Genomic DNA, 19,516 nt, shown 5'->3' with positions numbered 1-19,516 from the left:
CAGGTTAATACGCAGCAAACGTTGTCGGCCACCGAAAGCAAGCTAAAAAAAATAGAAGAGCAGCGTCAGGTGGAACAAAGAGCCCATAAAGAACTGCAGCACAAATTTGAAGAAACCCACGGCTGGTTTGTAGGCCGCAAACAGCAAGCAGAAGAGCGCGCTGAAAAGCTAAAAAGCCTGCAAAATGAGCTGAACACTAAGGCAGAGCAGGCGGCTAGCCTAGAAGAAAAGCTAAAAGCAAGTGAAGAAGAGCGTGAAAAATACAAAAATTATTTTGCCAATCGCAAAAAACAGCACGAAGCGTCTCAAGCTCAATTAACAGAAGCTCAGCAAACGCTAAAAGAAAAAGATACCATCATCAGTCAGCTCAGCGAACAGCTCACCACGTTACAACAAAGTAACGAACGCGTTGGGCGACTGGAAAGCAAGTTGGAATCCCTGTTCGGCGAACAGCGCAGCTACATTCAGCAAACCACCAACGCCCTTGGCCAACATGTCACGCGTAGTGCCCGCCAGCAGCGTGATGAACACGCACTAACGCATTACTTACAGCATGGCCAGCGCCCGGTAAGTACTCAGCTGCCTCCCGGCTACGCAGTAGCATTACTAGAACACTACGACGCCACCCAGCATGACGTTGTCGTCGTGTTGGGAAGCGCGAACACTACAGAGTTACTGGCGCAAGGGCTGCTCAACACTCGTTCACACGCGCCAAGGCTTAAAAGTAGCCAGCAGGAATCAGCAGAAAACGAAGTCACGCTTTCTCATGCGGATCTACCACAAGCCATTGTCAGCATTGAGCACCAAAACGCGGCCAGCGAAGCCTTAAAGCAGCGCTTACACAACAAAGGCACGGCCAGAGCCGTGAATACAGTGTATGCCCCCTGGGTAGAGTGCCAAGCGAATGGGCAAGCCACGCTGTTCTACGCAGTAGAACCTACGCTGAAACGGCTTAACCAATGGCTATCAGAAAACGCCCGTGTATTGGTGATAATAGGCGAAGACCTGCCCCAGGCCGGCCACAGCCGCGAAATAGCGCTCGCACTATTGCTACAACAACTGCCCACCCAGCGGCTGGATATAGTGCTGGAAGGTAACCAGTACCCGCAGGAAACCAGCTTGAAAGAAAGCTGGGATAAACTACTTGAAACCCGTCAGCGCCCCGGTCAATGGCTAACGCTCCCCAACGCTTACAGCCTAAGAGTGGAAGGCTAGGTGATGCATTTTAACTAACCTTCATCTTACAACTTAACCAAGAGCCAACCATGGAAAAAGATCTCGTTAAACGCGCCCATGCCGCTTTCAACCAGGGCGACTACCAAAACGCAATTAAACTTTACCAAAATGCTGCTTCCCAATATGGCAAAAACCTTTTTGATGTTAATGTTCGTCTTTGTGAACAAAAGTTAGGTAATCCAGGCCAGGCCATCAAAACAGCATCGCGCAGTGTAGACAATACCCCTGTTGCCAAGCAGCTAGCAGAAACCCAAGCACTGCTGGAACATTACTACCGCCGCTGTCAAGAGCTGGAATATCACCTGCAAGATGCCAGTTAAGTAAGGTAGCTAAGCAAGGAATAGTGCAACACTTCTGCCAAAAACTGCACGGTAGTGATGTCGCCAGCTAAAACGATAACCGATTGAAAAGAAGGCAAGGAATGAAAGTACTGACCGTATTCGGTACCCGCCCGGAAGCCATTAAAATGGCCCCGCTGGCGCTACAGCTCGCCACGGATGAACGCTTTGAAGCTCGGGTGTGCGTTACTGCTCAACACCGCGAAATGCTAGATCAAGTGCTGGCACTTTTCGAACTGACCCCAAACTATGACCTTAATATCATGAAACCGGGTCAAGACCTCAACGATGTAACCTGTGGCATTCTGCAAGGGCTAAAGCCAGTACTGGAAGATTTTAAGCCAGATATGGTACTGGTTCACGGTGATACGGCTACCACCTTTGCCACCACGCTTGCTTGTTACTACCAGCAAATCCCGGTGGGCCACGTAGAAGCAGGGCTGCGCACCGGTAATTTATACTCCCCTTGGCCTGAAGAGGGTAACCGTAAGTTAACCGGCGCCCTGGCCGGCGTGCATTTCGCACCCACGTCCACGTCGCAGCAGAATCTGCTCAACGAAGGCATAGCCCCGGCCAGCATTCATATCACCGGTAACACCGTGATTGATGCGCTTCTTGAAGTTGCGCATAAGCTAGAAACGACCCCTTCGCTTGCTGCCGAACAGGCCAAACGCTTCCCCATGCTGGATGAAAGCAAGCGGCTGATTCTGGTGACCGGCCACCGGCGTGAGAGTTTTGGCGGTGGTTTTGAGCGTATCTGCCAAGCACTGGCAGATACCGCTGAACGCCACCCAGACACCCAAATTCTCTATCCGGTGCACCTCAACCCTAACGTGCGTGAGCCGGTTAACCGCCTGCTGGCCAAGGTAGATAACGTTCACCTGATTGAACCACAAGATTACCTGCCGTTTGTTTACCTAATGAACCAAGCGCATATCATTTTGACTGATTCCGGTGGTATTCAAGAAGAAGCCCCTTCGCTCGGTAAGCCCGTATTGGTAATGCGCGACACGACGGAGCGCCCCGAAGCCGTAGCAGCAGGCACCGTTAAGCTAGTAGGCACCAACGTAGACACCATCACCAGCGAACTTACCCGTTTGTTAAACGATGAAGACGCCTATCAAGCGATGAGCTACGCCCATAACCCCTATGGCGACGGCAAAGCCTGCCAACGCATCCGCGACGTGCTAGCAAGCTCATAAGCTGACAACTTTTTTGCCACAGATTTTCCCACGGACGCTCACGGAAAACACGGACAAGGTCAAAAGCAACCTAAAAACTTAAAAGCTAAAAAGTATTTATGGTTTTGTCCGTGTCGTCCGTGAGGGTCCGTGGCTAATAAATTTTATCAAGGAATCAAACATGCAATTCGACACTATCTCCATGATTGGTCTGGGCTATATTGGCTTGCCTACCGCCGCAGTGTTCGCCTCACGTAAGAAAAAGGTAATTGGTGTAGATGTTAACCAACATGCCGTCGACACGATCAACAATGGCGACATCCATATTGTAGAACCAGAGCTAGATATGGTTGTGCATGCTGCCGTTACTGAAGGATACCTGCGTGCAACCATCACGCCTGAACCGGCGGATGCCTTTATGGTGGCGGTGCCAACGCCGTTTCACACCGACGAAAACGGCCAAAACCACAAAGCAGATCTCAGTTACATTGAAGCGGCTGCAAAATCCATTGCCCCAGTACTGAAAACAGGTAACTTGGTGGTGTTGGAGTCCACCAGCCCTATCGGCGCAACAGAACAAATGGCCGCGTGGCTAGCCGAAGCGCGGCCCGATCTCACTTTCCCCCAAACTCACGGCGAAGCTTCCGATATTCGCATTGCCCACTGCCCCGAGCGCGTGCTACCTGGCCATGTCATTCGTGAGTTAGTCGAAAACGACCGCGTGATTGGCGGTATGACACCCAAGTGTGCGGAAGTCGCCTGCTCGCTTTACAAAATTGTAGTGGAAGGCGAGTGCGTTGCAACGACCGCACGCACCGCTGAAATGGCCAAGCTCACTGAAAATAGCTTCCGCGATGTAAATATTGCTTTCGCCAATGAGCTTTCCACCATCTGCCATGAGCTAGATATTAATGTGTGGGAACTGATTGCCCTGGCCAACCGCCATCCGCGTGTCAATATTTTGACCCCAGGCGCTGGCGTAGGTGGTCACTGCATTGCCGTAGACCCCTGGTTTATTGTAGATGCCTGCCCAGAGCAAGCTAAAATTGTGCGTGCCGCCCGTGAAGTTAACGACGCCAAGCCCCAATGGGTATTAGGCCGGGTGAAAGAGGCGTTAGAGGCTTACCACCAGCAAAACCCCAAAGCACGTCGTAGCGACCTAACCGTAGCCTGCCTGGGTGTGGCGTTTAAACCGGATATCGACGACTTGCGCGAAAGCCCCGCCCTAGGCATTGCCAAACAAGTGGCAGAACTGGGCGCCCAGGTGCAAATTGTGGAACCCAACATCCACCAACTGCCCAAAAGCCTGCAGCACAACAACGTAACCCTGGCCAGCCTGGAACAGGCCCTGGAAGAGGCAGACGTAGTGTGCGTGCTGGTAAAACACAAACCCTTTATTGAAAGCGCCGAACAAATTAAAACAAAAGCCAACGTGGTCGACGCCGTAGGGCTGCTGGGTTAACAGCCAGCACACCAACAGAAGCACCCCTTACAGTAAAGCAGTAGATAACGGACGATCATGGACGCACTCATCAGCAAAGCGATTGAACTGGCCCGGCAACCCCAAACCCCGATAACCCCTATACCCGGCCGCATAGCCTACGTAGTGAGCCACGGCCAGAGCTACGCCAGCAACGGCTACGCCATACGCACCCAGGGCGTGGCCAGGGCACTGAACCAGCACGGCCTGGAAACCCTGTGCTTTGTGCGGCCAGGGCGGCCGTGGGAGCTGGGCGTACTGCAGGGCTCGGTTCAGCCAGAGATGCTGGTAGACGGGGTTAAGTATATTCACTCCCGTTGGCCCCAGGATCAGTCGCCGGAAACGGATCTGGATCGGTTTGAAGCCACCGTGGCGCAATTTGTAAATCTGTTCCGCATCTACCGGCCACAGGTAGTGATGGCGGCGTCTAATCACGAGGTAGGTCTACCTGCAATTACTGCGGCGCGCATGCTCGGGCTGCCATTTCAGTACGAAGTGCGTGGATTTTGGGAAATTTCCAGATCGTCCCGTGAGCCGGGCTGGGAGCAAACGGCTGAATATCAGAAGCACTATGCCCGGGAAACCTGGGTGTGTAACCAGGCCGATTTGCTCTACACGCTCAACCCCATGATGAAGCAGGAGCTTCGCAACCGGGGAGCGCGGGCGCCCATCCGGCTGGTGCCCAATAGCGTTAGTGACGCGGGCCAACCTGCGGAAGCTACAAACCCCGCCCTGCGGCAACAACTCGGCTTGCCAGCCGATGCCTACGTTCTGGGTTATGTGGGTGCGATTACCCAATACGAAGGCCTGGAGCAATTGGTGGAAGCCGTCGCTCGCCTGAAGGCCCACAACGTATACGCACTGATTGTGGGTGGCTACAGCCCCGTAAACAATCAGGCAGCGCCGGAGAAGGCGGGCATAAGTGAAGAGCTGAGGCAGTTGGCTGAAGAACTGCAAGTAGCTGATAGAGTCGTCTTCACAGGGCGGGTAGAGCACAGCAGACTGGCGGGTTACTTTGCCGCCCTTGATGCCACCGTCATTCCCCGCCGGCCGCTGCCAGTATGTGAGCTGGTCAGCGCCATCAAACCGCTGGAATACTTGGCTTCCGGCAAGCCACTTATCGCATCGGATGTCGCCCCCCAAGCTAACCTGCTGGAGCAGGGGCGGCTCGGCTGGCTGTTCCCCAAGGGCAATGTTGAAGCCCTTGCACAAACAATCCTGAAGGTAATGAACGCCCAGCCGGAAGAGCTTACCGCTAAAACCGACGCGGGCAGGGCCGTTGTCGCAGACCACTACCTGTGGGACACCACAGTAGCGCCCATGGTGCGTGGCCTTGAAAACCCGATAGCCAGAAAACCCGGCCCTCGCATCGCCTGTATCATGGACGACTTCACTTACCAGTCTTACAGCCCGGAGGCGAATTTCTATCAGCTTACTCCGCAGAACTGGCAGCAGGAACTGGAAGATTGCGAGCCTGAGCTGTTGTTTATTGAGTCTGCATGGCGCGGTAAAGACGAACTCTGGGGCAGTAAAGTCGGTCACAAGAGTCAGGAAGTACAGGGTATTGTTGAGTGGTGTAAGCGCAACAATGTACCCACCATGTTCTGGAACAAAGAAGACCCGGTACACTTTGAAACCTTCCTGAACACGGCAAAGCTGTTTGACCACGTATTCACAACTGATCTGGACTGCATCCACCGCTACAAAGCAGCGCTGGGCCATAACCGGGTATATTTCCTGCCATTTGCCTGCCAACCCAGACTAACCAACCCCATAGAAACCTACGATCGCAAAGATGCCTTCTGTTTTGCCGGTGCTTATTACGTTCGTTATCCAGACAGAACCAAAGACCTCGAAACCTTCGTGGAAGAGTTCCCCAAGTTCAAACCACTGGAAATCTACGACCGCAACTACGGCAAGAACGACCCCAACTACCAGTTCCCGGCCAACTACCAGCCTTACATCGTTGGCACCCTGCCATTCAGTGAGATCGACAAAGCCTACAAAGGCTACCGCTATGCCATCAACCTGAACTCCATTAAGCAGTCGCAAACCATGTTTGCGCGCCGTGTATACGAACTGCTGGGCAGCAACACCATTACCGTGAGTAACTTCTCGCGGGGCGTACGACTGATGTTTGGTGAACTGGTGCTGACCTCAGACAGCGGTGCAGAAATTGTAAACCGTCTGCAAAAGCTGGAAGAAAATCCGGCCAAGGCAGAAAAGTATCGCCTGGCAGGCCTGCGCAAAGTACTCCGTGAGCACACCTACCAGAACCGGCTGGATTACATCCTGAGTAAGGTGACAGGAAAGCCACACAGCCACCCGCTGCCGGGCTATACGGTGATCAGCCCCGTAGCAGATGAGCCGCAGCTGAAAAACACACTGAACAACTTCAAACGCCAGAACCATGAAGACAAACAACTGCTTCTGGTGTTGTGTGACGGTTTCAACGAAGCCAAGGTAAAAGAGCAGATTTCAGCAGAAGGCTTAACCCATTGCTGCACATGCGTCGCAGAAGAACGGCTGGCCGGTAAGCAGCTTAAAGACCTTACCGACGGCGACCGCTGGGCTGCGGGCTTCAGCCCTGAAGATTACTACGGCCCGAATTATCTTACTGACCTGGCACTGGCAACCCGGTTTACACCTGCCCCGATTATCGGCAAGGCCAGTTACTATCAGGCGCAAGAGGGCGAGCTGCGACAGCAAGGCAAACAGCACGTCTATGCTGGCAGGGTGGCCACGCCGGTGCGGGCCAGTGCCCAGGCGCCGGAAACTCAGGCCGTAGCGGCCAATAAATGGCTAAGTAGCATTATTACGGGCTGGCACACCGGCACAAATCAGCAGGCAATTGATCCGTTTAACTATGTATGGCAAGGCTTGGCGCCCACTGAACCGGCAATAAGCGCTGAGCAGCTGCAGGCGGACGTGGACGATGCACAATTTGATGAGGGCATACCGCTGAATGACCTCACCCAATTGGCCGAACGTACCGTACCTACAGGGGCAACAGAAGACCAGATTCCAACATACAGCGCCGAGGAGCTTTACCAGGTATTTGATAATCCCGGCACCAAGAACGTACAGTTGAAAGTGACGGAAGATGGCATCGTCGTAACCTCAGATCTTGAAGACGGAAAACACGAATACATCTACGTGAAAGGCGGAAATGACCTGCCGCTGAACAAGCTGCAAGACCCCGCCATTGCCGATGATAAGCTTCGCTTCCACCTAGAGATGACTCCTGGCCTGAACCTTAGCTTTGTAGTGATTTTCTTTGGTGAGAACGGCGACCGCTTGCACCACAACATCATTCAGGCTAACAAGAACAATGAGCTGGATGTACCAGAAGGTACTGCAACAGTCCGCCTTGGCTTCAGGGTGTATCAAGCCGGTGAAGGAACCATAAAAAAAGCTCTTGTTGGGCAAGAAAGACTTGTCGCCCGCAAGTGTGCTGGGCCGATCCGATGTGTTGCTGGTGACAAATCATTACCCAAGTTACGACGACCTTTACCGCAACGGCTTTGTGCACAGTCGGATAAAAGCTTACCAAGAAAGAGACGTAGGGGTGGACGTTTTCCGGTTCCGCAAAGACCAGGCAGTAAGTTGGCATGAATTTCAGGATGTAGATGTAATCACAGGCTCACCCACGGCCCTGAGGCGAATGCTGGAAAGCGGAAAGTACCGGCACGTTTTGGTCCACTTCCTGGATGCCGATATGTGGGAAGTGCTTGGTGATTTTATTGATGAGATTAAGGTGACGGTGTGGGTGCATGGGGCTGAAGTTCAACCCTGGTGGCGCCGTGAATACAACTACACCAATGAAAAAGACTTAGAACTGGCCAAAGTCCAAAGTGCTAAGCGCCTCGGCTTCTGGCAGGAATTGCTGAACCCAATGCCTGAGCACTTGTCGCTAGTTTTTGTGTCGCAGTATTTTGCTGAAGAAGTAATGGAGGATGTCGGGTTTAGGTTGCCAGGAAACCAATACAGAATTATTCATAACCCAGTCGATACAGACCTCTTCTCGTTTATTGAAAAATCACCTGAGCAGCGCAAGAAAATACTATCAATAAGGCCCTATGCATCTAGAAAGTATGCGAATGACCTAAGTGTGAAAGCTGTATTAGAGCTGTCAAAAGAGCCCTTTTTTAATGAGCTAGACTTTCGATTTATAGGTGATGGAATATTGTTTGATGAAACACTCTCGCCATTACGGGAATTTCCAAATGTGACGATTGAGCGTGGGTTCTTGGCGCAACCTGATATTGCAAAATTACACAAAGAATATGGTGTATTTCTGTGCCCAACTCGAATGGATGCTCAAGGAGTGTCTAAAGATGAGGCTATGTCATCCGGTTTGGTTGTTATCTCGAACAGTGTGACAGCAATTCCCGAATTCGTGGATGATAGTTGTGGGGTTTTAGCCAAGGAGGATGACTATATTGGAATGGCTGAAGGAATGAAGCGCGTTTTTTTGGATACTGAAAGGTTCAATGGTATGTCGAAAGCTGCTGCAAAGAGGGCAAGAGTCCAAGTCTCTAAAACAAAGATAGTGAAAGAGGAGATTGATGTCTTTTCCGAGAGATAGTTGTGGTTCTTGGGCTTATATTTTGAGGAGATAGCGTGAGATATCATTTTGATTTGTTTGGTGATGGTAAGTTTGTTTATGTGTACATGTATAAAAATGCATGCAGTGTATTTAAAAAAAATAGTATTCGAATCTTTTGAGTCATCAAGAAGATTGACCCCTTTGGAGGCACTTGGTCAGCGCAGAGTGACTATCGAAGCTGCAAAGAACGCTGACGTTCGTCTTTTTTGTTGCTAGAGAACCTATTGGTAGAGTGGTTTCCGGATTTTTGAACCAAGTGGTTACAAAAATTGATCGAAGTTATCCAGAAATGTTTGATCAGTTAGAGGCTGCCACACAAAAGCCAGTTTATGAGATTACATTTCGAGATTTCGTTTTGGAGTATCTAGTGAAAAGCGATTGGTCAAAGGTAAACGCTCATTTCTTGCCCATGAGTGAATGCCTGGCTCCGTTATACTATGATGCCGCGATAGATATTGATAGTTTGTATGAGTCGGCAGTGGTTTTGTTTGGTCAGGATTTTGCTGGCAAAAATTTTAAAAAGAAAATTAATTCAACGTCAGAGAGCGTTGCTGATGAATTCATTAATTTGACGGATATAAATTCATTAGATTTGTTCCATAAAGTGAAGTCGGAGAAAAAATATCCCGACAAAAAGTGTTTTATTGATGATGAGATTGCCACTGTTCTTTCAAAGATATACGCTAAAGATATTGAAGTGTACAGCGAAATATCTGGCGGATCTCCATTTAAGCATTTCGATAATAGGATGAATCGTGCTTCTAAATAGTATAACAAAACTTTTCGATACCAGGAATTTTGGTGACTCAATAGAAGGGGTTTATAAATATAAGTACGAACACCTTTTGTTTTCGTTAAAGCTTAAGCCCGAAGTTTCTTCTTTAACCGTGATTTTCAGTGGTGTTGACCAAAAGCCAGCTCGTTGCTCAATGTCTTATTATGGGCTAAGGGAGGAGCTCAATACGAACGTGTTGCATATAAAAGATAATTTTGGCGCGCACGGATGTTACTTTGCCTGTGTAGCAGGGGACCCTTGGATTCAAGAAGCGGTTAAGGCGCTTATTTTGCATGTTGTGAATATCTTGGGTTCCAGTAAGGATCAAGTTAATCTGATAGGAACATCTAAGGGCGGTACAGAAGCGATCCTGAGTGGGTTTAATTTAGGGTTTGGGAATGTGATAGCTGGTGAGCCACAGATAAGGCTAGGCAATTATCTTATGGCTAGAGGATGGGAGGATTCGGAGGTGTTCAAGTCGATAGTTTATTCAATTTGCGGTAGTGTTCGGCAAGAAAATAAAGAGATTTTGAATAGAGTTTTTATAGATAGAATATGCGAGTTGGCTGAGCATTTCTGTGGGAAATTGACATTGCTTCATGGGGACACTGGATATTATCCCATTCACATAGAACCATTAATTGATGCTATTAATGGGTTTGATGTTGGGTGTGATGTGATCTCCTATGATACGAAGAATCACAATGACATAATACCGGTGTTCTTAGAATATATCAAAGATCAGGAGTTATGATTATTTTTCAATCGGTCATCTAGGTTTGGCTAAATGATTTCGCTTATTAATAATCGCCGTTGCCATAGTCGAGAAGCTTTTCAGATCAACAGATTTAATGATCCTGGAAAGTCTATTAAGGACCTATTGTGTCAGGGGTTCGCGCCTTTCGGAAGAATCCTTCTTAAAAAAGTAATTATCGCCCCGCCTTTTTCCTGGTCTTCCGATCCGTTTCAAGATCGTAACTGGATGTACCAACTCCACGGCTGGCGAATGCTTGATGCGTTTTTCAATCGTATGGTGCCCTCGGACGTTCAGTTCATCGGCGAAGTTATGGCTGACTGGTGGCAATTCTACAAGGCAAACCCCGGTTCAACACCTTGGTTCTGGTACGACATGTCCACAGGTTTACGTGCCTCAAAAATCGCCTATTTGCTCTTTTGGTGCCAGGCAAATAATCAGCCAATACCATTGGCCGAAAAGGTGCTTCAAGGGTTAGTGAACGAACATGTAGCTCATCTTACCAATCCCGAAGAGCTTAACCACGGCAACCATGGCCTGTCCCAGCTTCAGGGCCTGGTGGGATTATTGGCTGCATTGGACAAAACCGGGCGAACATTGCCAAACCAGAGTGCAGCAACGGAATTTGCGGTTAGTAATATGCGGAGCATTTTACTGAGCCAGCTGGGAGAGCAAGGGGTCCACACCGAAGACGCGCCCGACTATCACTTCTTTGCCTTGTCCAAGATCCGGCAGATTCTGGAGGCACCGTGGTGGCAGCGGGATGACATGGCAGATATTCATGCCTTGTTTGATCGGGCGGAGGTCGCCAAAGAGTGGCTGGTAACGCCCTCGATGCATTGTCCGCCAGTCGGCGATTCTGCAGAGGCGGTCAAGCTCAAACGTCACACTCGGTTGGGTCAGTGGCCCCATCAGGTTCAGGAAGAGAGCATGGCCGCCCAGTTGGATGGCTATGGCGTAGTTCGCTCTTTGCCAGAGGTGGCGCTGGCGGACTCCCATTACTTGTTTTTTCAGGGCAGCTTCCACAGCAGTGGCCATAAGCATGCCGATTGCTTGTCGTTTGTATGGCAGGAAGGCAACCGGTACCGGCTTTGGGATTCCGGCAAGTATGGTTATCAGAAAGATGACATGCGCGCTTATTTTCAAAGTACCCGGGCGCATAACACCTTGGAGATTGATGGTAAGGATTTCAGCCGCTCGAAGGCGGATGGTTATGGAAGTGCTATTCAAGAGGTGGCTGCCTGTGCCGGCGGCTGGTTACTCTCTGGAAAGGTATTCCATAAGCGATTGCAGGTTACTCATCAGCGCATTCTGTTTTACCGGCCGGGTATTGGCGTGGATGTGTTGGATAAAGTGGTTAACCACACGCAGGCCATGCGGCGGTATCAGTTGTGGTGGCATTTGGGTGAGGAAACGGAGGTCGCTGTTTCGGGCCAGTCTGCAAATGTTTTATTTCAGGGTGAGCCAGATCTAGTGTTTTCTACTGCGAGCAGTGTGGATTGTTCACCTGAACTGTCAGTATTCCGCGGAGAGGAAAAGCCGAGGCTATCGGGGTGGATTTCACGTGAGTACCTAAAATTCCAGCCTTCAACATGCATGTCTGTTGGCTGGGAATCTCGAGAACCGGAACGGTTTTTTGCAACTTGTTGGCGATTGGCTTCCTGCCCCGATGTACCGCCGGCATTTGAGGTTAGTCCGGCGGGCGTTCAGGCGGATAATCCGGAGCTCTCGGCAAAACTAACTGCCTTGTCGGTTGTATGAGCTGTTCCCGGCGTATGCACCCCAGGGGGTTAAGTGGCCGATAACATATTTGAGATTTCTGTAGATGACCATGCTTACCGCATGGTTCTACCCCATTGGCAAACCGACTACATTCAGGGTTTGCTGGCCACTAAGCACGAACCGTATGAACTGGAAATGTTGCGGGCCATGGCTGGCTTGCTAAAACCCGGTGAGGTGGTTCTGGATGTTGGTGCCAATATTGGTAACCACAGCATGTATCTGGCGGTGGTTGCTGGCTGCAGGGTTTGGGCATTCGAGCCGAACCCGGAGCTTTGTAGCGCATTCCAGAAGAGTATCCGGTTGAACCGTTTGGGGCGCCAGATCACCCACCACTGTAAAGCGATAGGGCGTGGCAAGGGCAGAGCCCGGTTTGTAGAGTTGCTTCCTGAGAATATTGGTGCTCAAGCCCTGGAGTTGCTTGCCCCTGATGATGAGGGTGACGATTCCTACGATGTGATCGCACTGGACATCTTGCGTTTTCGCAAACCGGTGCGGGCGATAAAGGCTGACGTTGAGGGTATGGAGCTCGATGTTCTGGAAGGCGCACGAAAGCTTATTTCCAAAGACAAGCCATTACTGTTCATTGAAGCCCAGGCAGAAGACGATTTTGAGGCGTTGCACACGATATTGGTGGAGTTAGGGTATGTGTATTGGGATACCTTCAACGCAACGCCCACCCATTGCTTTATTCACCGGGATGAATTGGGTGAAGATCAGATCATCGACCACTATTACAGCAAAGGAAAAGACAGCTATAAGCTGTTACTTCAACTGCGACAGACGAAAGATCAGCTGAATTCCGCCAACCTCAAGTATAGGGATGCCATTGCGCGAATCGACACATTGAAACAGAAGTTGTCGGATGCGACCGCAGCCCGCCAAAAGACTGCTGAACAGTATTCAGTGTTGAAGGAAAAGTATGTTGCGGTTGTTGAGCGGCTGAAGGCTCAGATTGAGCGGTTGCGCTCTGGTGGTGACAAAAAATAATGGATATGTAAGCTGCTTAGGAATCGACAGTGTAGCATGATGATCAGGATTCTCACCCAACACGCCCAAACCCTGAATACAACCCCGCTCCGCAGGAAAACGACGCCGGAACACGGCAGTTGTTGCAGCGGGTTTTGGAGTGGCGGCAATAAGCCAGCAGCCCCACGCTCGATATGATGGCGGTTTATCCTATCCATTGGTCGGGCTTTATGTTATTGCTCTGGGCGGCATCTGGGCCAGCCGGCTGGGGCATTTGTCTCAAGGCGTGGGGCTTATGCTTGCGTATGTGTCACTGCTGGCGGCGGCGTTTCTGGTGGGTGAAATACTGCTCACTGTGTTCGAGCTTATGGGTGAAATTCATGTTGGGCTTTGGGCAAACCTGCTGTTCGCCTCGGTGTTCGGGATGTGGGCATTGGTGCATGAAACATTCCTGAAGCCCAAAGGTCAGTGACGGCAAGCTCTGTGTCCGTGAGTGATGCGCCAATCACTGCACAAAACCAACTCCAGGGAAAGGAGCCACATGAAAAACATCATCATTTGTTCAGACGGAACCTGGCAATCTCCGGAATCCGATACCACTACCCACGTACTGCGCCTGGCGGAGGGCATTGCTCCGCAGGACAGCGCCGGCAACAAGCAGGTGGTGTTCTACGATTGGGGCGTAGGCTCGGAGGGCGATAAGTTCTCTGGCGGCATTACCGGCCAGGGGCTGGATAAGAACATTCAGGACTGCTACCGCTTTCTGGTGCACAACTACGAGCCGGGCGATGCCATTTACCTGTTCGGTTTCAGCCGCGGGGCCTATACCGTACGCTCGCTGGCGGGGCTGGTGCGCAATTGCGGCATTCTGCGGCGGGAACATGCGGAAAAGGTGGGCCACGCCTACGCCCTTTACCGCAACCGTGGCCCGGCCAGTGCGCCCGGGCGTGAGAAAGCCGGTGTCTTTCGCAAGAATTATGCGCTGGCGGATATCAGCCGCATTCACTTCATTGGTGTGTTCGACACCGTGGGTGCCCTGGGCATTCCGGCGCCTTTTCTGGGTACTTTGGGTTCCGACAAGTACCTGTTCCACGACACCGAGCCCAGCAGCATCATCAACCACGCCCGCCACGCGGTGGCCATTGATGAAAACCGGCTGGATTTCGAGCCTACCCTGTGGTCTGCAAAAGCCGGCATCGATCTGAAGCAGGTGTGGTTTGCCGGCGTGCACACCGACATTGGCGGCGGTTACCCCAATCACACCCTGGGCGACATTCCCGGGCAGTGGATGGCCGAAGAAGCCGAAGCCTGTGGCCTGGCCCTGGAGCCGCACCTGCTGCTGCGTATGAACCCGGACTACACTGGCCCCAAGCACAATGAATACAAAGGTTTTTACAAGGCTATGCGCCGCAAACACACCCGCCAGCCTGAACCGCTGCTGCATGTGAGTGTAAAGCAGCGCTGGCAGGATGATGCGGTGAAGTACCAAAGCCCGGGGTTGAGGGCTTTGGTTGAGCAGCTGGGGTGGGAGGGTATTGAGCTGGAAGGCTGAGTAGTGTCAGTCACCAGAATACCGCACCCCCACGATAATCTGATAACCTCCCTTTCCACGAATTCACCAACAAGGACCTGTTAAGGCATGGCACGAAGAAAATCCAGAAAGAAGTCGACCCCCAAAACCCAGACCACTCAGACTCAAGCAAGCACAACCACCACACAGGCAACCCCCATGACCAGTTACAACGCCCCTGAAGCCACCGCCACTGCCACCACTGAAGCCCCCGAGCGCAGCCGCACCACCGTGCGCCCGGTAGACCTGGCCGCAGGCATCACCAAAGGCCTGAACGAGCAGCATGAAAACCTGCAAACCAAGGCCAACGCGATTGTGATCAAAGAAGTGTTCGAGCAGATCCGCGCCCAGGTGGAAAGCACCGAAGATGGCGTAATCAGCATTCCCGGCCTGGGTACCTTCAACTGCCGCACGGTTACCCGTGAAGGCGAAGAAGGTGCAGAGCCGGTGCAGGTTAAGCGGGTGAACTTCCGGGTGGCTAAAGCGCCGCAGTAAGTTATGGCTAAGAGCGTGTTGTTGCGCTCACCTTGCATTAATTGGGTACCCCTGTGTCTATTTTGCTAAAATAACTCAAGGATTGGATATGGGGGTATCTGATGATTAGTTTGGTATCGGGGCGGGATGTTCAGTCTGCATTGGCGGGCTACGTACAACAGCGCCGGAAGGCTTTGAAGTGGTCTCGGGCTGCACTGGCTGATCGCAGCACGGTGCCAGCACCCACCATCAAGAAGTTCGAAACCACCGGGCAGATTTCGCTGCGGCAATTTTTGCTGTTGTGGCAATGCGTAGACGACCTGCAGCGTGTTCAAAGCCTGACTCAGGCCTCCGAACAAGAACCGCTGCCGCGTACCCTGGATGAGGTGCTCGCTCAGTGAGCTTCGAGCCTGTTCGTAAACTGATTAAAATACAGGACACCCACTTTTTTGACAGCCTGCTTCGGCGGGCTATGTTGAGATAAATCCCGCCTGACGGACACCGTCATGACTCAGCCTCGTGCCACCCTTATCTCGCTGGAAGCCACGCCCTGGTATCACCTCGTCAATCGCTGCGTGCGCCGTGCCTTCCTGTGTGGCACGGATTCCGTGAGCGGACAGTGCTATGAGCACCGCCGTGGCTGGATCGTGGACAGGCTGCATCAGCTGGCCGGGGTGTTCGCCATCGATGTGGCGGCGTATGCGGTGATGAGCAACCACTATCACTTGGTGGTGCGAGTGGATGCGGCGCGGGCAGGGGAGTGGAGCGATGACGAGGTGCTGCGCCGCTGGACAGCGCTGTTCACCGGCCCGCTGCTGGTGCAGCGCTATCGGGCGGGGGCCGACCTGTTGCCGGCGGAGCGGCAGGCGGTGACGGCGCTGGCAGCCACCTACCGCGAGCGGCTGGCCGATGTCTCCTGGTTCATGCGCCTGCTCAACGAGGCCATCGCCCGCCAGGCCAACGCCGAGGATGGCGTGAAGGGGTGTTTCTGGGAGGGGCGTTTCAAGAGCCAGGCGCTGCTCGACGAGGCGGCGATCCTCAGCGCCATGGCCTATGTCGATCTTAATCCCATCCGCGCCGGTATGGCCGATACGCCGGAGCGTTCCGTGCATACTTCGGTGGCCGAGCGCCTTGGCGAGTTGATGCCCCAACGTGATTCCGTGATGCCGGTGGCGCCGCCAGCGGTGTCCGCTGCTTCGGGCAGGGCGCCGGCCTGGAGTGACATGCTGCCTCGGCAGCCGCTGATGCCCTTCGATGCCACCGCACGGCTGTCCACCGCCATTCCCTTCAGCCTCGAGGACTATCTCGAGGTGGTCGAGACCACCGGGCGCTCGCGGCGAGCCGACAAGCGGGGGCTGATCGAGGCGCGCGTACCGCGGCTTCTTGAACGCCTGAGCATCGACCCCGAGGCCTTCATTGCGGCTTCCACCACACTGCTCAAACGCTTCGGTAGTGCCGTAGGCTCGCCCACCAGCCTGACCGCCTGCTGCGCTTCCCGCCAGGCACGACACCTGAGAGGCATGCGCGCGGCGCGGGAGGTGTTCGCGCGGCGGGTGGCGTGATGGACGCTGGCGTAGATAGAATGCTTGTTATTGCTTGGGGAGTGAGGAAGCATGCCTACGATATCGGCATTCTTTGGCATCCTGAGTAAGATAGAGCCACTGGAGTGAAGGCGATGTATAGAGCTGTACAGGTCGAAGCTCTGCCGGGTTATCGGCTGCGTGTCACCTTCGAGGATGGAACTGAGGGTGAGGTCTCCTTGGCTGATCGTCTTTTTGGGCCTATGTTCGAGCCACTTCGAGATACTTCCTTCTTCAATCAGGTCAGTGTGGATGCATTCGGCGCTGTTTGCTGGCCCAACGGGGCGGATCTTGCCCCTGACGCGCTATACCGTCATGTGGCTGAGGCAGCCTAAGCTTTTTGCGGATATATCGCGGACAGGTTCTGGAGCACGACCCGCTACCTCTGCAGCCGCTGATGCCTTTCTATTCAACCGCACGGCTGCCCAACCCCATTCCCTTCAGCCTCGAGATATCTCGAAGGGCAGCTTCGAACTGGTCGAGACCATCGGGGCGGGCGCTCACACCCAGCCGACAAGCGGGGGCTGATCGAGGCTCACGCCAGGCGCGGTACCTGAGGGGTATGCACGCCGCGCGGGAATTGTTCAATAGGCGGGCAGTGTGACAGTGGGGCCCGCATACCTCGGCAACACCACCTTCGCGCAGCAAGCTGCGCCCCCACTATGGCTCGGGAGACCCCTCAGGGCTGGGCTGTCACACAGTCCCCCTTACAGCTTACGGCTTAAAGCTTACAGCTCCCGGCGCAGCCGGGTTCACCACTCACCACTCACAGGAATCACCATGTGCGGAATTGTCGGCGCCGTGGGCGCTATGGAATGTACGCCCTTTTTGCTTTCGGGCTTAAAGGTTCTTGAATATCGCGGTTATGACTCTGCAGGGTTAGCGGTGCTAACGGCTTCTGGTGCGCTGGTGCGTGCCCGCGCAGAAGGCCGTGTCGCGGAGCTGGAAGCCCGCGTTGCGGAACAGGGTGTTGTGGGTAAGGTGGGTATTGCCCATACCCGTTGGGCGACCCATGGCGTGCCTGCGGAGCGTAATGCCCACCCGCATATTTCCAGTGGCTTGGCGGTGGTACACAACGGCATCATCGAAAACTACGAAACCCTGCGTGAACAGCTTCAAGGCCTGGGGTATACGTTCACCTCAGACACCGACACCGAAACCATTGCCCATCTTATTCAAGCCTGTTTTAAGGGCCAGATTGGCGAACCCGCTGAAAATCTATTCTCTGCCGTGCAGTGCGCCGTGGCGCATTTGCAAGGTGCGTTTGCGCTAGCGGTGGTGAGTGAAGAAGAGCCGGATTGCTTGGTCGTGGCCCGTGAAGGCTCACCGTTAATGCTCGGCATTGCAGAAGACGGCCACTACGCCGCTTCTGATGCCTCGGCGCTGCTGTCCGTCACCCAGCAAATGATGTACCTGGAAAACGGCGATGTGGCGCGGTTAACCCGTGAATCGATCACCCTGGTCGATGCCCTTGGTCAGCCAGCCCAGCGGAAAGTGATGACCTTAAGCCTGTCTGCGAATGCAGTAGAGCTGGGTGAGTTTAATCACTACATGCAAAAAGAGATGTTCGAGCAGCCCCAGGCGTTGGGTAATACCCTAGAAATGCTCAGCGGTGCAGGCCAGCTGCAGCCAGGTATTTTTGGTGCTGAGGCGCACGCTGTTTTTGAGCAGGTGGATTCCGTGCTGATCCTGGCGTGTGGTACGTCTAGTTATGCGGGCATGACGGCTAAGTACTGGATTGAGCAAGTCGCTGGCATACCGTGCAACGTGGAAATTGCCAGTGAATACCGGTACCGCGTTAGCGTGGCGAACCCTAACCAGTTGGTGGTGGTTATTTCTCAGTCTGGTGAAACCGCGGATACGTTGGCTGCGTTGCAGCATGCGAAATCTATGGGGCATGCCCATACGCTGGCGATTTGTAACGTGCCTGAATCTGCCATTGTGCGTGAAACCCTGCTGCGCTTTATTACCCGTGCTGGCCCGGAAATTGGCGTGGCCTCTACCAAAGCGTTTACCACTCAGCTGAGCGCGCTGTTTTTGCTCACGCTGTTGTTGGCAAAAGCGAAACAGCGGTTAGCTGACACTGATGAAAAAGCCTATCTGGATGAACTACGCCACTTACCCATTGCGGTTGAAAAAGTACTGGCGCTAGAGCCAAGCATTAAGGCGTGGGCGCAGCATTTTGCCAATAAGCATCATGCGCTGTTCTTAGGTCGTGGCCGCCACTTCCCCATTGCGTTGGAAGGCGCGCTGAAGCTAAAAGAAATTTCCTATATTCATGCAGAAGCCTACCCCGCAGGGGAGCTAAAGCATGGGCCGTTAGCGCTGGTGGATGCGGATATGCCGGTGGTAGTAGTGGCCCCTAATGATGAGCTGCTCGAAAAGCTCAAAGCCAATATGCAGGAAGTCAGCGCCCGTGGCGGCCAGCTGTATGTGTTTGCCGATGGTGACAGTGCCGTGAAACCGAGTGAAGGCGTTAATGTGCTGGTGATGCCGGAGCATTATGATTTTAAGGTCAGTGGTCTGCTGTCGCCCGTCTTACACGTGGTGGCGCTACAGTTGCTTTCTTACCACGTGGCGCTGGTGAAAGGCACCGATGTGGATAAGCCGAGGAACCTGGCCAAGAGCGTGACAGTGGAGTGAGGGACTCTTACTAACCTTGCTATGGATAAAACCTTTTTTATGCCACGGACGACACGGACAAGAAAAATTCAAAAATAAAACCTTAAAAAGATTTTTGAGGTTTTAGGTTTTCGTCCGTGTTTTCCGTC

Annotated in this window: 17 protein-coding genes; all 17 read left to right on the top strand. The window is 52.9% G+C overall.

Translation table 11 applies throughout. The features are described from left to right. Nucleotides 1-69: 69 nt before the first annotated feature. The 17 genes from A3220_RS11585 to glmS all read left to right on the top strand — a co-directional run bounded on the left by A3220_RS11585 (nucleotide 70) and on the right by glmS (nucleotide 19,388). The gene (locus tag A3220_RS11585) at nucleotides 70-1,215 is read left to right on the top strand and encodes a hypothetical protein (RefSeq protein WP_128082430.1); all 1,146 of its coding nucleotides are present in this window, start codon (nucleotides 70-72) and stop codon (nucleotides 1,213-1,215) included. Nucleotides 1,216-1,265: 50 nt separating this feature from the next. Then, nucleotides 1,266-1,556, top strand: a complete 291-nt coding sequence (locus A3220_RS11580) for a hypothetical protein (protein ID WP_062374973.1) — start codon at nucleotides 1,266-1,268, stop codon at nucleotides 1,554-1,556. A 101-nt stretch (nucleotides 1,557-1,657) separates the two neighbouring features. Continuing rightward, complete coding sequence (gene wecB / locus A3220_RS11575) at nucleotides 1,658-2,776, top strand: UDP-N-acetylglucosamine 2-epimerase (non-hydrolyzing) (protein ID WP_062374972.1); 1,119 nt, start codon at nucleotides 1,658-1,660, stop codon at nucleotides 2,774-2,776. 160 nt (nucleotides 2,777-2,936) lie between these two features. Next, on the top strand, nucleotides 2,937-4,217 hold the full coding sequence (gene wecC / locus A3220_RS11570; RefSeq protein ID WP_062374970.1) for a UDP-N-acetyl-D-mannosamine dehydrogenase: 1,281 nt from the start codon (nucleotides 2,937-2,939) through the stop codon (nucleotides 4,215-4,217). A gap of 57 nt (nucleotides 4,218-4,274) precedes the next feature. Beyond that, entirely contained in the window at nucleotides 4,275-7,850 is a 3,576-nt protein-coding gene (locus A3220_RS11565; protein WP_062374969.1) for a glycosyltransferase, read from the top strand. 103 nt (nucleotides 7,851-7,953) lie between these two features. Beyond that, entirely contained in the window at nucleotides 7,954-8,823 is an 870-nt protein-coding gene (locus A3220_RS11560) for a glycosyltransferase family 4 protein (RefSeq protein ID WP_164834389.1), read from the top strand. 199 nt (nucleotides 8,824-9,022) lie between these two features. Next, nucleotides 9,023-9,613: a sulfotransferase family 2 domain-containing protein gene (locus A3220_RS11555; RefSeq protein WP_128082429.1), complete on the top strand. Its 591-nt coding sequence runs from the start codon at nucleotides 9,023-9,025 to the stop codon at nucleotides 9,611-9,613. Further along, nucleotides 9,600-10,373, top strand: coding sequence for a hypothetical protein (locus A3220_RS11550; protein ID WP_062374964.1), 774 nt, complete (start codon nucleotides 9,600-9,602; stop codon nucleotides 10,371-10,373). The genes A3220_RS11555 and A3220_RS11550 overlap by 14 nt, the downstream gene beginning before the upstream one ends. A 33-nt stretch (nucleotides 10,374-10,406) precedes the next feature. Next, on the top strand, nucleotides 10,407-12,134 hold the full coding sequence (locus A3220_RS11545; protein ID WP_084812779.1) for a heparinase II/III-family protein: 1,728 nt from the start codon (nucleotides 10,407-10,409) through the stop codon (nucleotides 12,132-12,134). A 33-nt stretch (nucleotides 12,135-12,167) separates the two neighbouring features. Beyond that, nucleotides 12,168-13,142: an FkbM family methyltransferase gene (locus A3220_RS11540; protein ID WP_062374960.1), complete on the top strand. Its 975-nt coding sequence runs from the start codon at nucleotides 12,168-12,170 to the stop codon at nucleotides 13,140-13,142. A gap of 139 nt (nucleotides 13,143-13,281) precedes the next feature. Next, nucleotides 13,282-13,593, top strand: a complete 312-nt coding sequence (locus tag A3220_RS17455; protein ID WP_164834387.1) for a hypothetical protein — start codon at nucleotides 13,282-13,284, stop codon at nucleotides 13,591-13,593. Nucleotides 13,594-13,662: 69 nt separating this feature from the next. After that, nucleotides 13,663-14,673 carry a DUF2235 domain-containing protein gene (locus tag A3220_RS11535; protein WP_128082428.1) on the top strand — a complete coding sequence of 337 codons (1,011 nt, stop codon included), beginning with the start codon at nucleotides 13,663-13,665 and terminating at the stop codon, nucleotides 14,671-14,673. Nucleotides 14,674-14,850: 177 nt separating this feature from the next. Then, nucleotides 14,851-15,186 carry a hypothetical protein gene (locus A3220_RS11530; protein ID WP_062374959.1) on the top strand — a complete coding sequence of 112 codons (336 nt, stop codon included), beginning with the start codon at nucleotides 14,851-14,853 and terminating at the stop codon, nucleotides 15,184-15,186. Between the two features lie 98 nt (nucleotides 15,187-15,284). After that, nucleotides 15,285-15,566 carry a transcriptional regulator gene (locus A3220_RS11525; protein WP_128082427.1) on the top strand — a complete coding sequence of 94 codons (282 nt, stop codon included), beginning with the start codon at nucleotides 15,285-15,287 and terminating at the stop codon, nucleotides 15,564-15,566. Between the two features lie 105 nt (nucleotides 15,567-15,671). Beyond that, nucleotides 15,672-16,727, top strand: a complete 1,056-nt coding sequence (locus A3220_RS11520) for a transposase (RefSeq protein ID WP_062374956.1) — start codon at nucleotides 15,672-15,674, stop codon at nucleotides 16,725-16,727. A 113-nt stretch (nucleotides 16,728-16,840) separates the two neighbouring features. Then, the gene (locus A3220_RS11515) at nucleotides 16,841-17,080 is read left to right on the top strand and encodes a DUF2442 domain-containing protein (RefSeq protein WP_062374954.1); all 240 of its coding nucleotides are present in this window, start codon (nucleotides 16,841-16,843) and stop codon (nucleotides 17,078-17,080) included. Between the two features lie 445 nt (nucleotides 17,081-17,525). Beyond that, nucleotides 17,526-19,388: a glutamine--fructose-6-phosphate transaminase (isomerizing) gene (gene glmS / locus A3220_RS11510; protein ID WP_062374952.1), complete on the top strand. Its 1,863-nt coding sequence runs from the start codon at nucleotides 17,526-17,528 to the stop codon at nucleotides 19,386-19,388. The last annotated feature ends 128 nt before the right edge of the window (nucleotides 19,389-19,516 follow it).

Source organism: Halomonas sp. KX33721 (assembly GCF_001596805.1).
In the GTDB taxonomy this organism is placed as follows: Bacteria; Pseudomonadota; Gammaproteobacteria; order Pseudomonadales; family Halomonadaceae; genus Vreelandella; species Vreelandella aquamarina.
This window is presented reverse-complemented; position numbering and strand designations above follow the sequence as displayed.

Coding starts and splice junctions, on each gene's coding strand:
- A3220_RS11580 (WP_062374973.1), top strand. CDS start 1,266: ATGGAAAAAGATCTCGTTAAACGCGCCCATGCCGCTTTCAACCAGGGC.
- wecB (WP_062374972.1), top strand. CDS start 1,658: ATGAAAGTACTGACCGTATTCGGTACCCGCCCGGAAGCCATTAAAATG.
- wecC (WP_062374970.1), top strand. CDS start 2,937: ATGCAATTCGACACTATCTCCATGATTGGTCTGGGCTATATTGGCTTG.
- A3220_RS11565 (WP_062374969.1), top strand. CDS start 4,275: ATGGACGCACTCATCAGCAAAGCGATTGAACTGGCCCGGCAACCCCAA.
- A3220_RS11560 (WP_164834389.1), top strand. CDS start 7,954: ATGTGGGAAGTGCTTGGTGATTTTATTGATGAGATTAAGGTGACGGTG.
- A3220_RS11545 (WP_084812779.1), top strand. CDS start 10,407: ATGATTTCGCTTATTAATAATCGCCGTTGCCATAGTCGAGAAGCTTTT.
- A3220_RS11535 (WP_128082428.1), top strand. CDS start 13,663: ATGAAAAACATCATCATTTGTTCAGACGGAACCTGGCAATCTCCGGAA.
- A3220_RS11530 (WP_062374959.1), top strand. CDS start 14,851: ATGACCAGTTACAACGCCCCTGAAGCCACCGCCACTGCCACCACTGAA.
- A3220_RS11520 (WP_062374956.1), top strand. CDS start 15,672: ATGACTCAGCCTCGTGCCACCCTTATCTCGCTGGAAGCCACGCCCTGG.
- A3220_RS11515 (WP_062374954.1), top strand. CDS start 16,841: ATGTATAGAGCTGTACAGGTCGAAGCTCTGCCGGGTTATCGGCTGCGT.
- glmS (WP_062374952.1), top strand. CDS start 17,526: ATGTGCGGAATTGTCGGCGCCGTGGGCGCTATGGAATGTACGCCCTTT.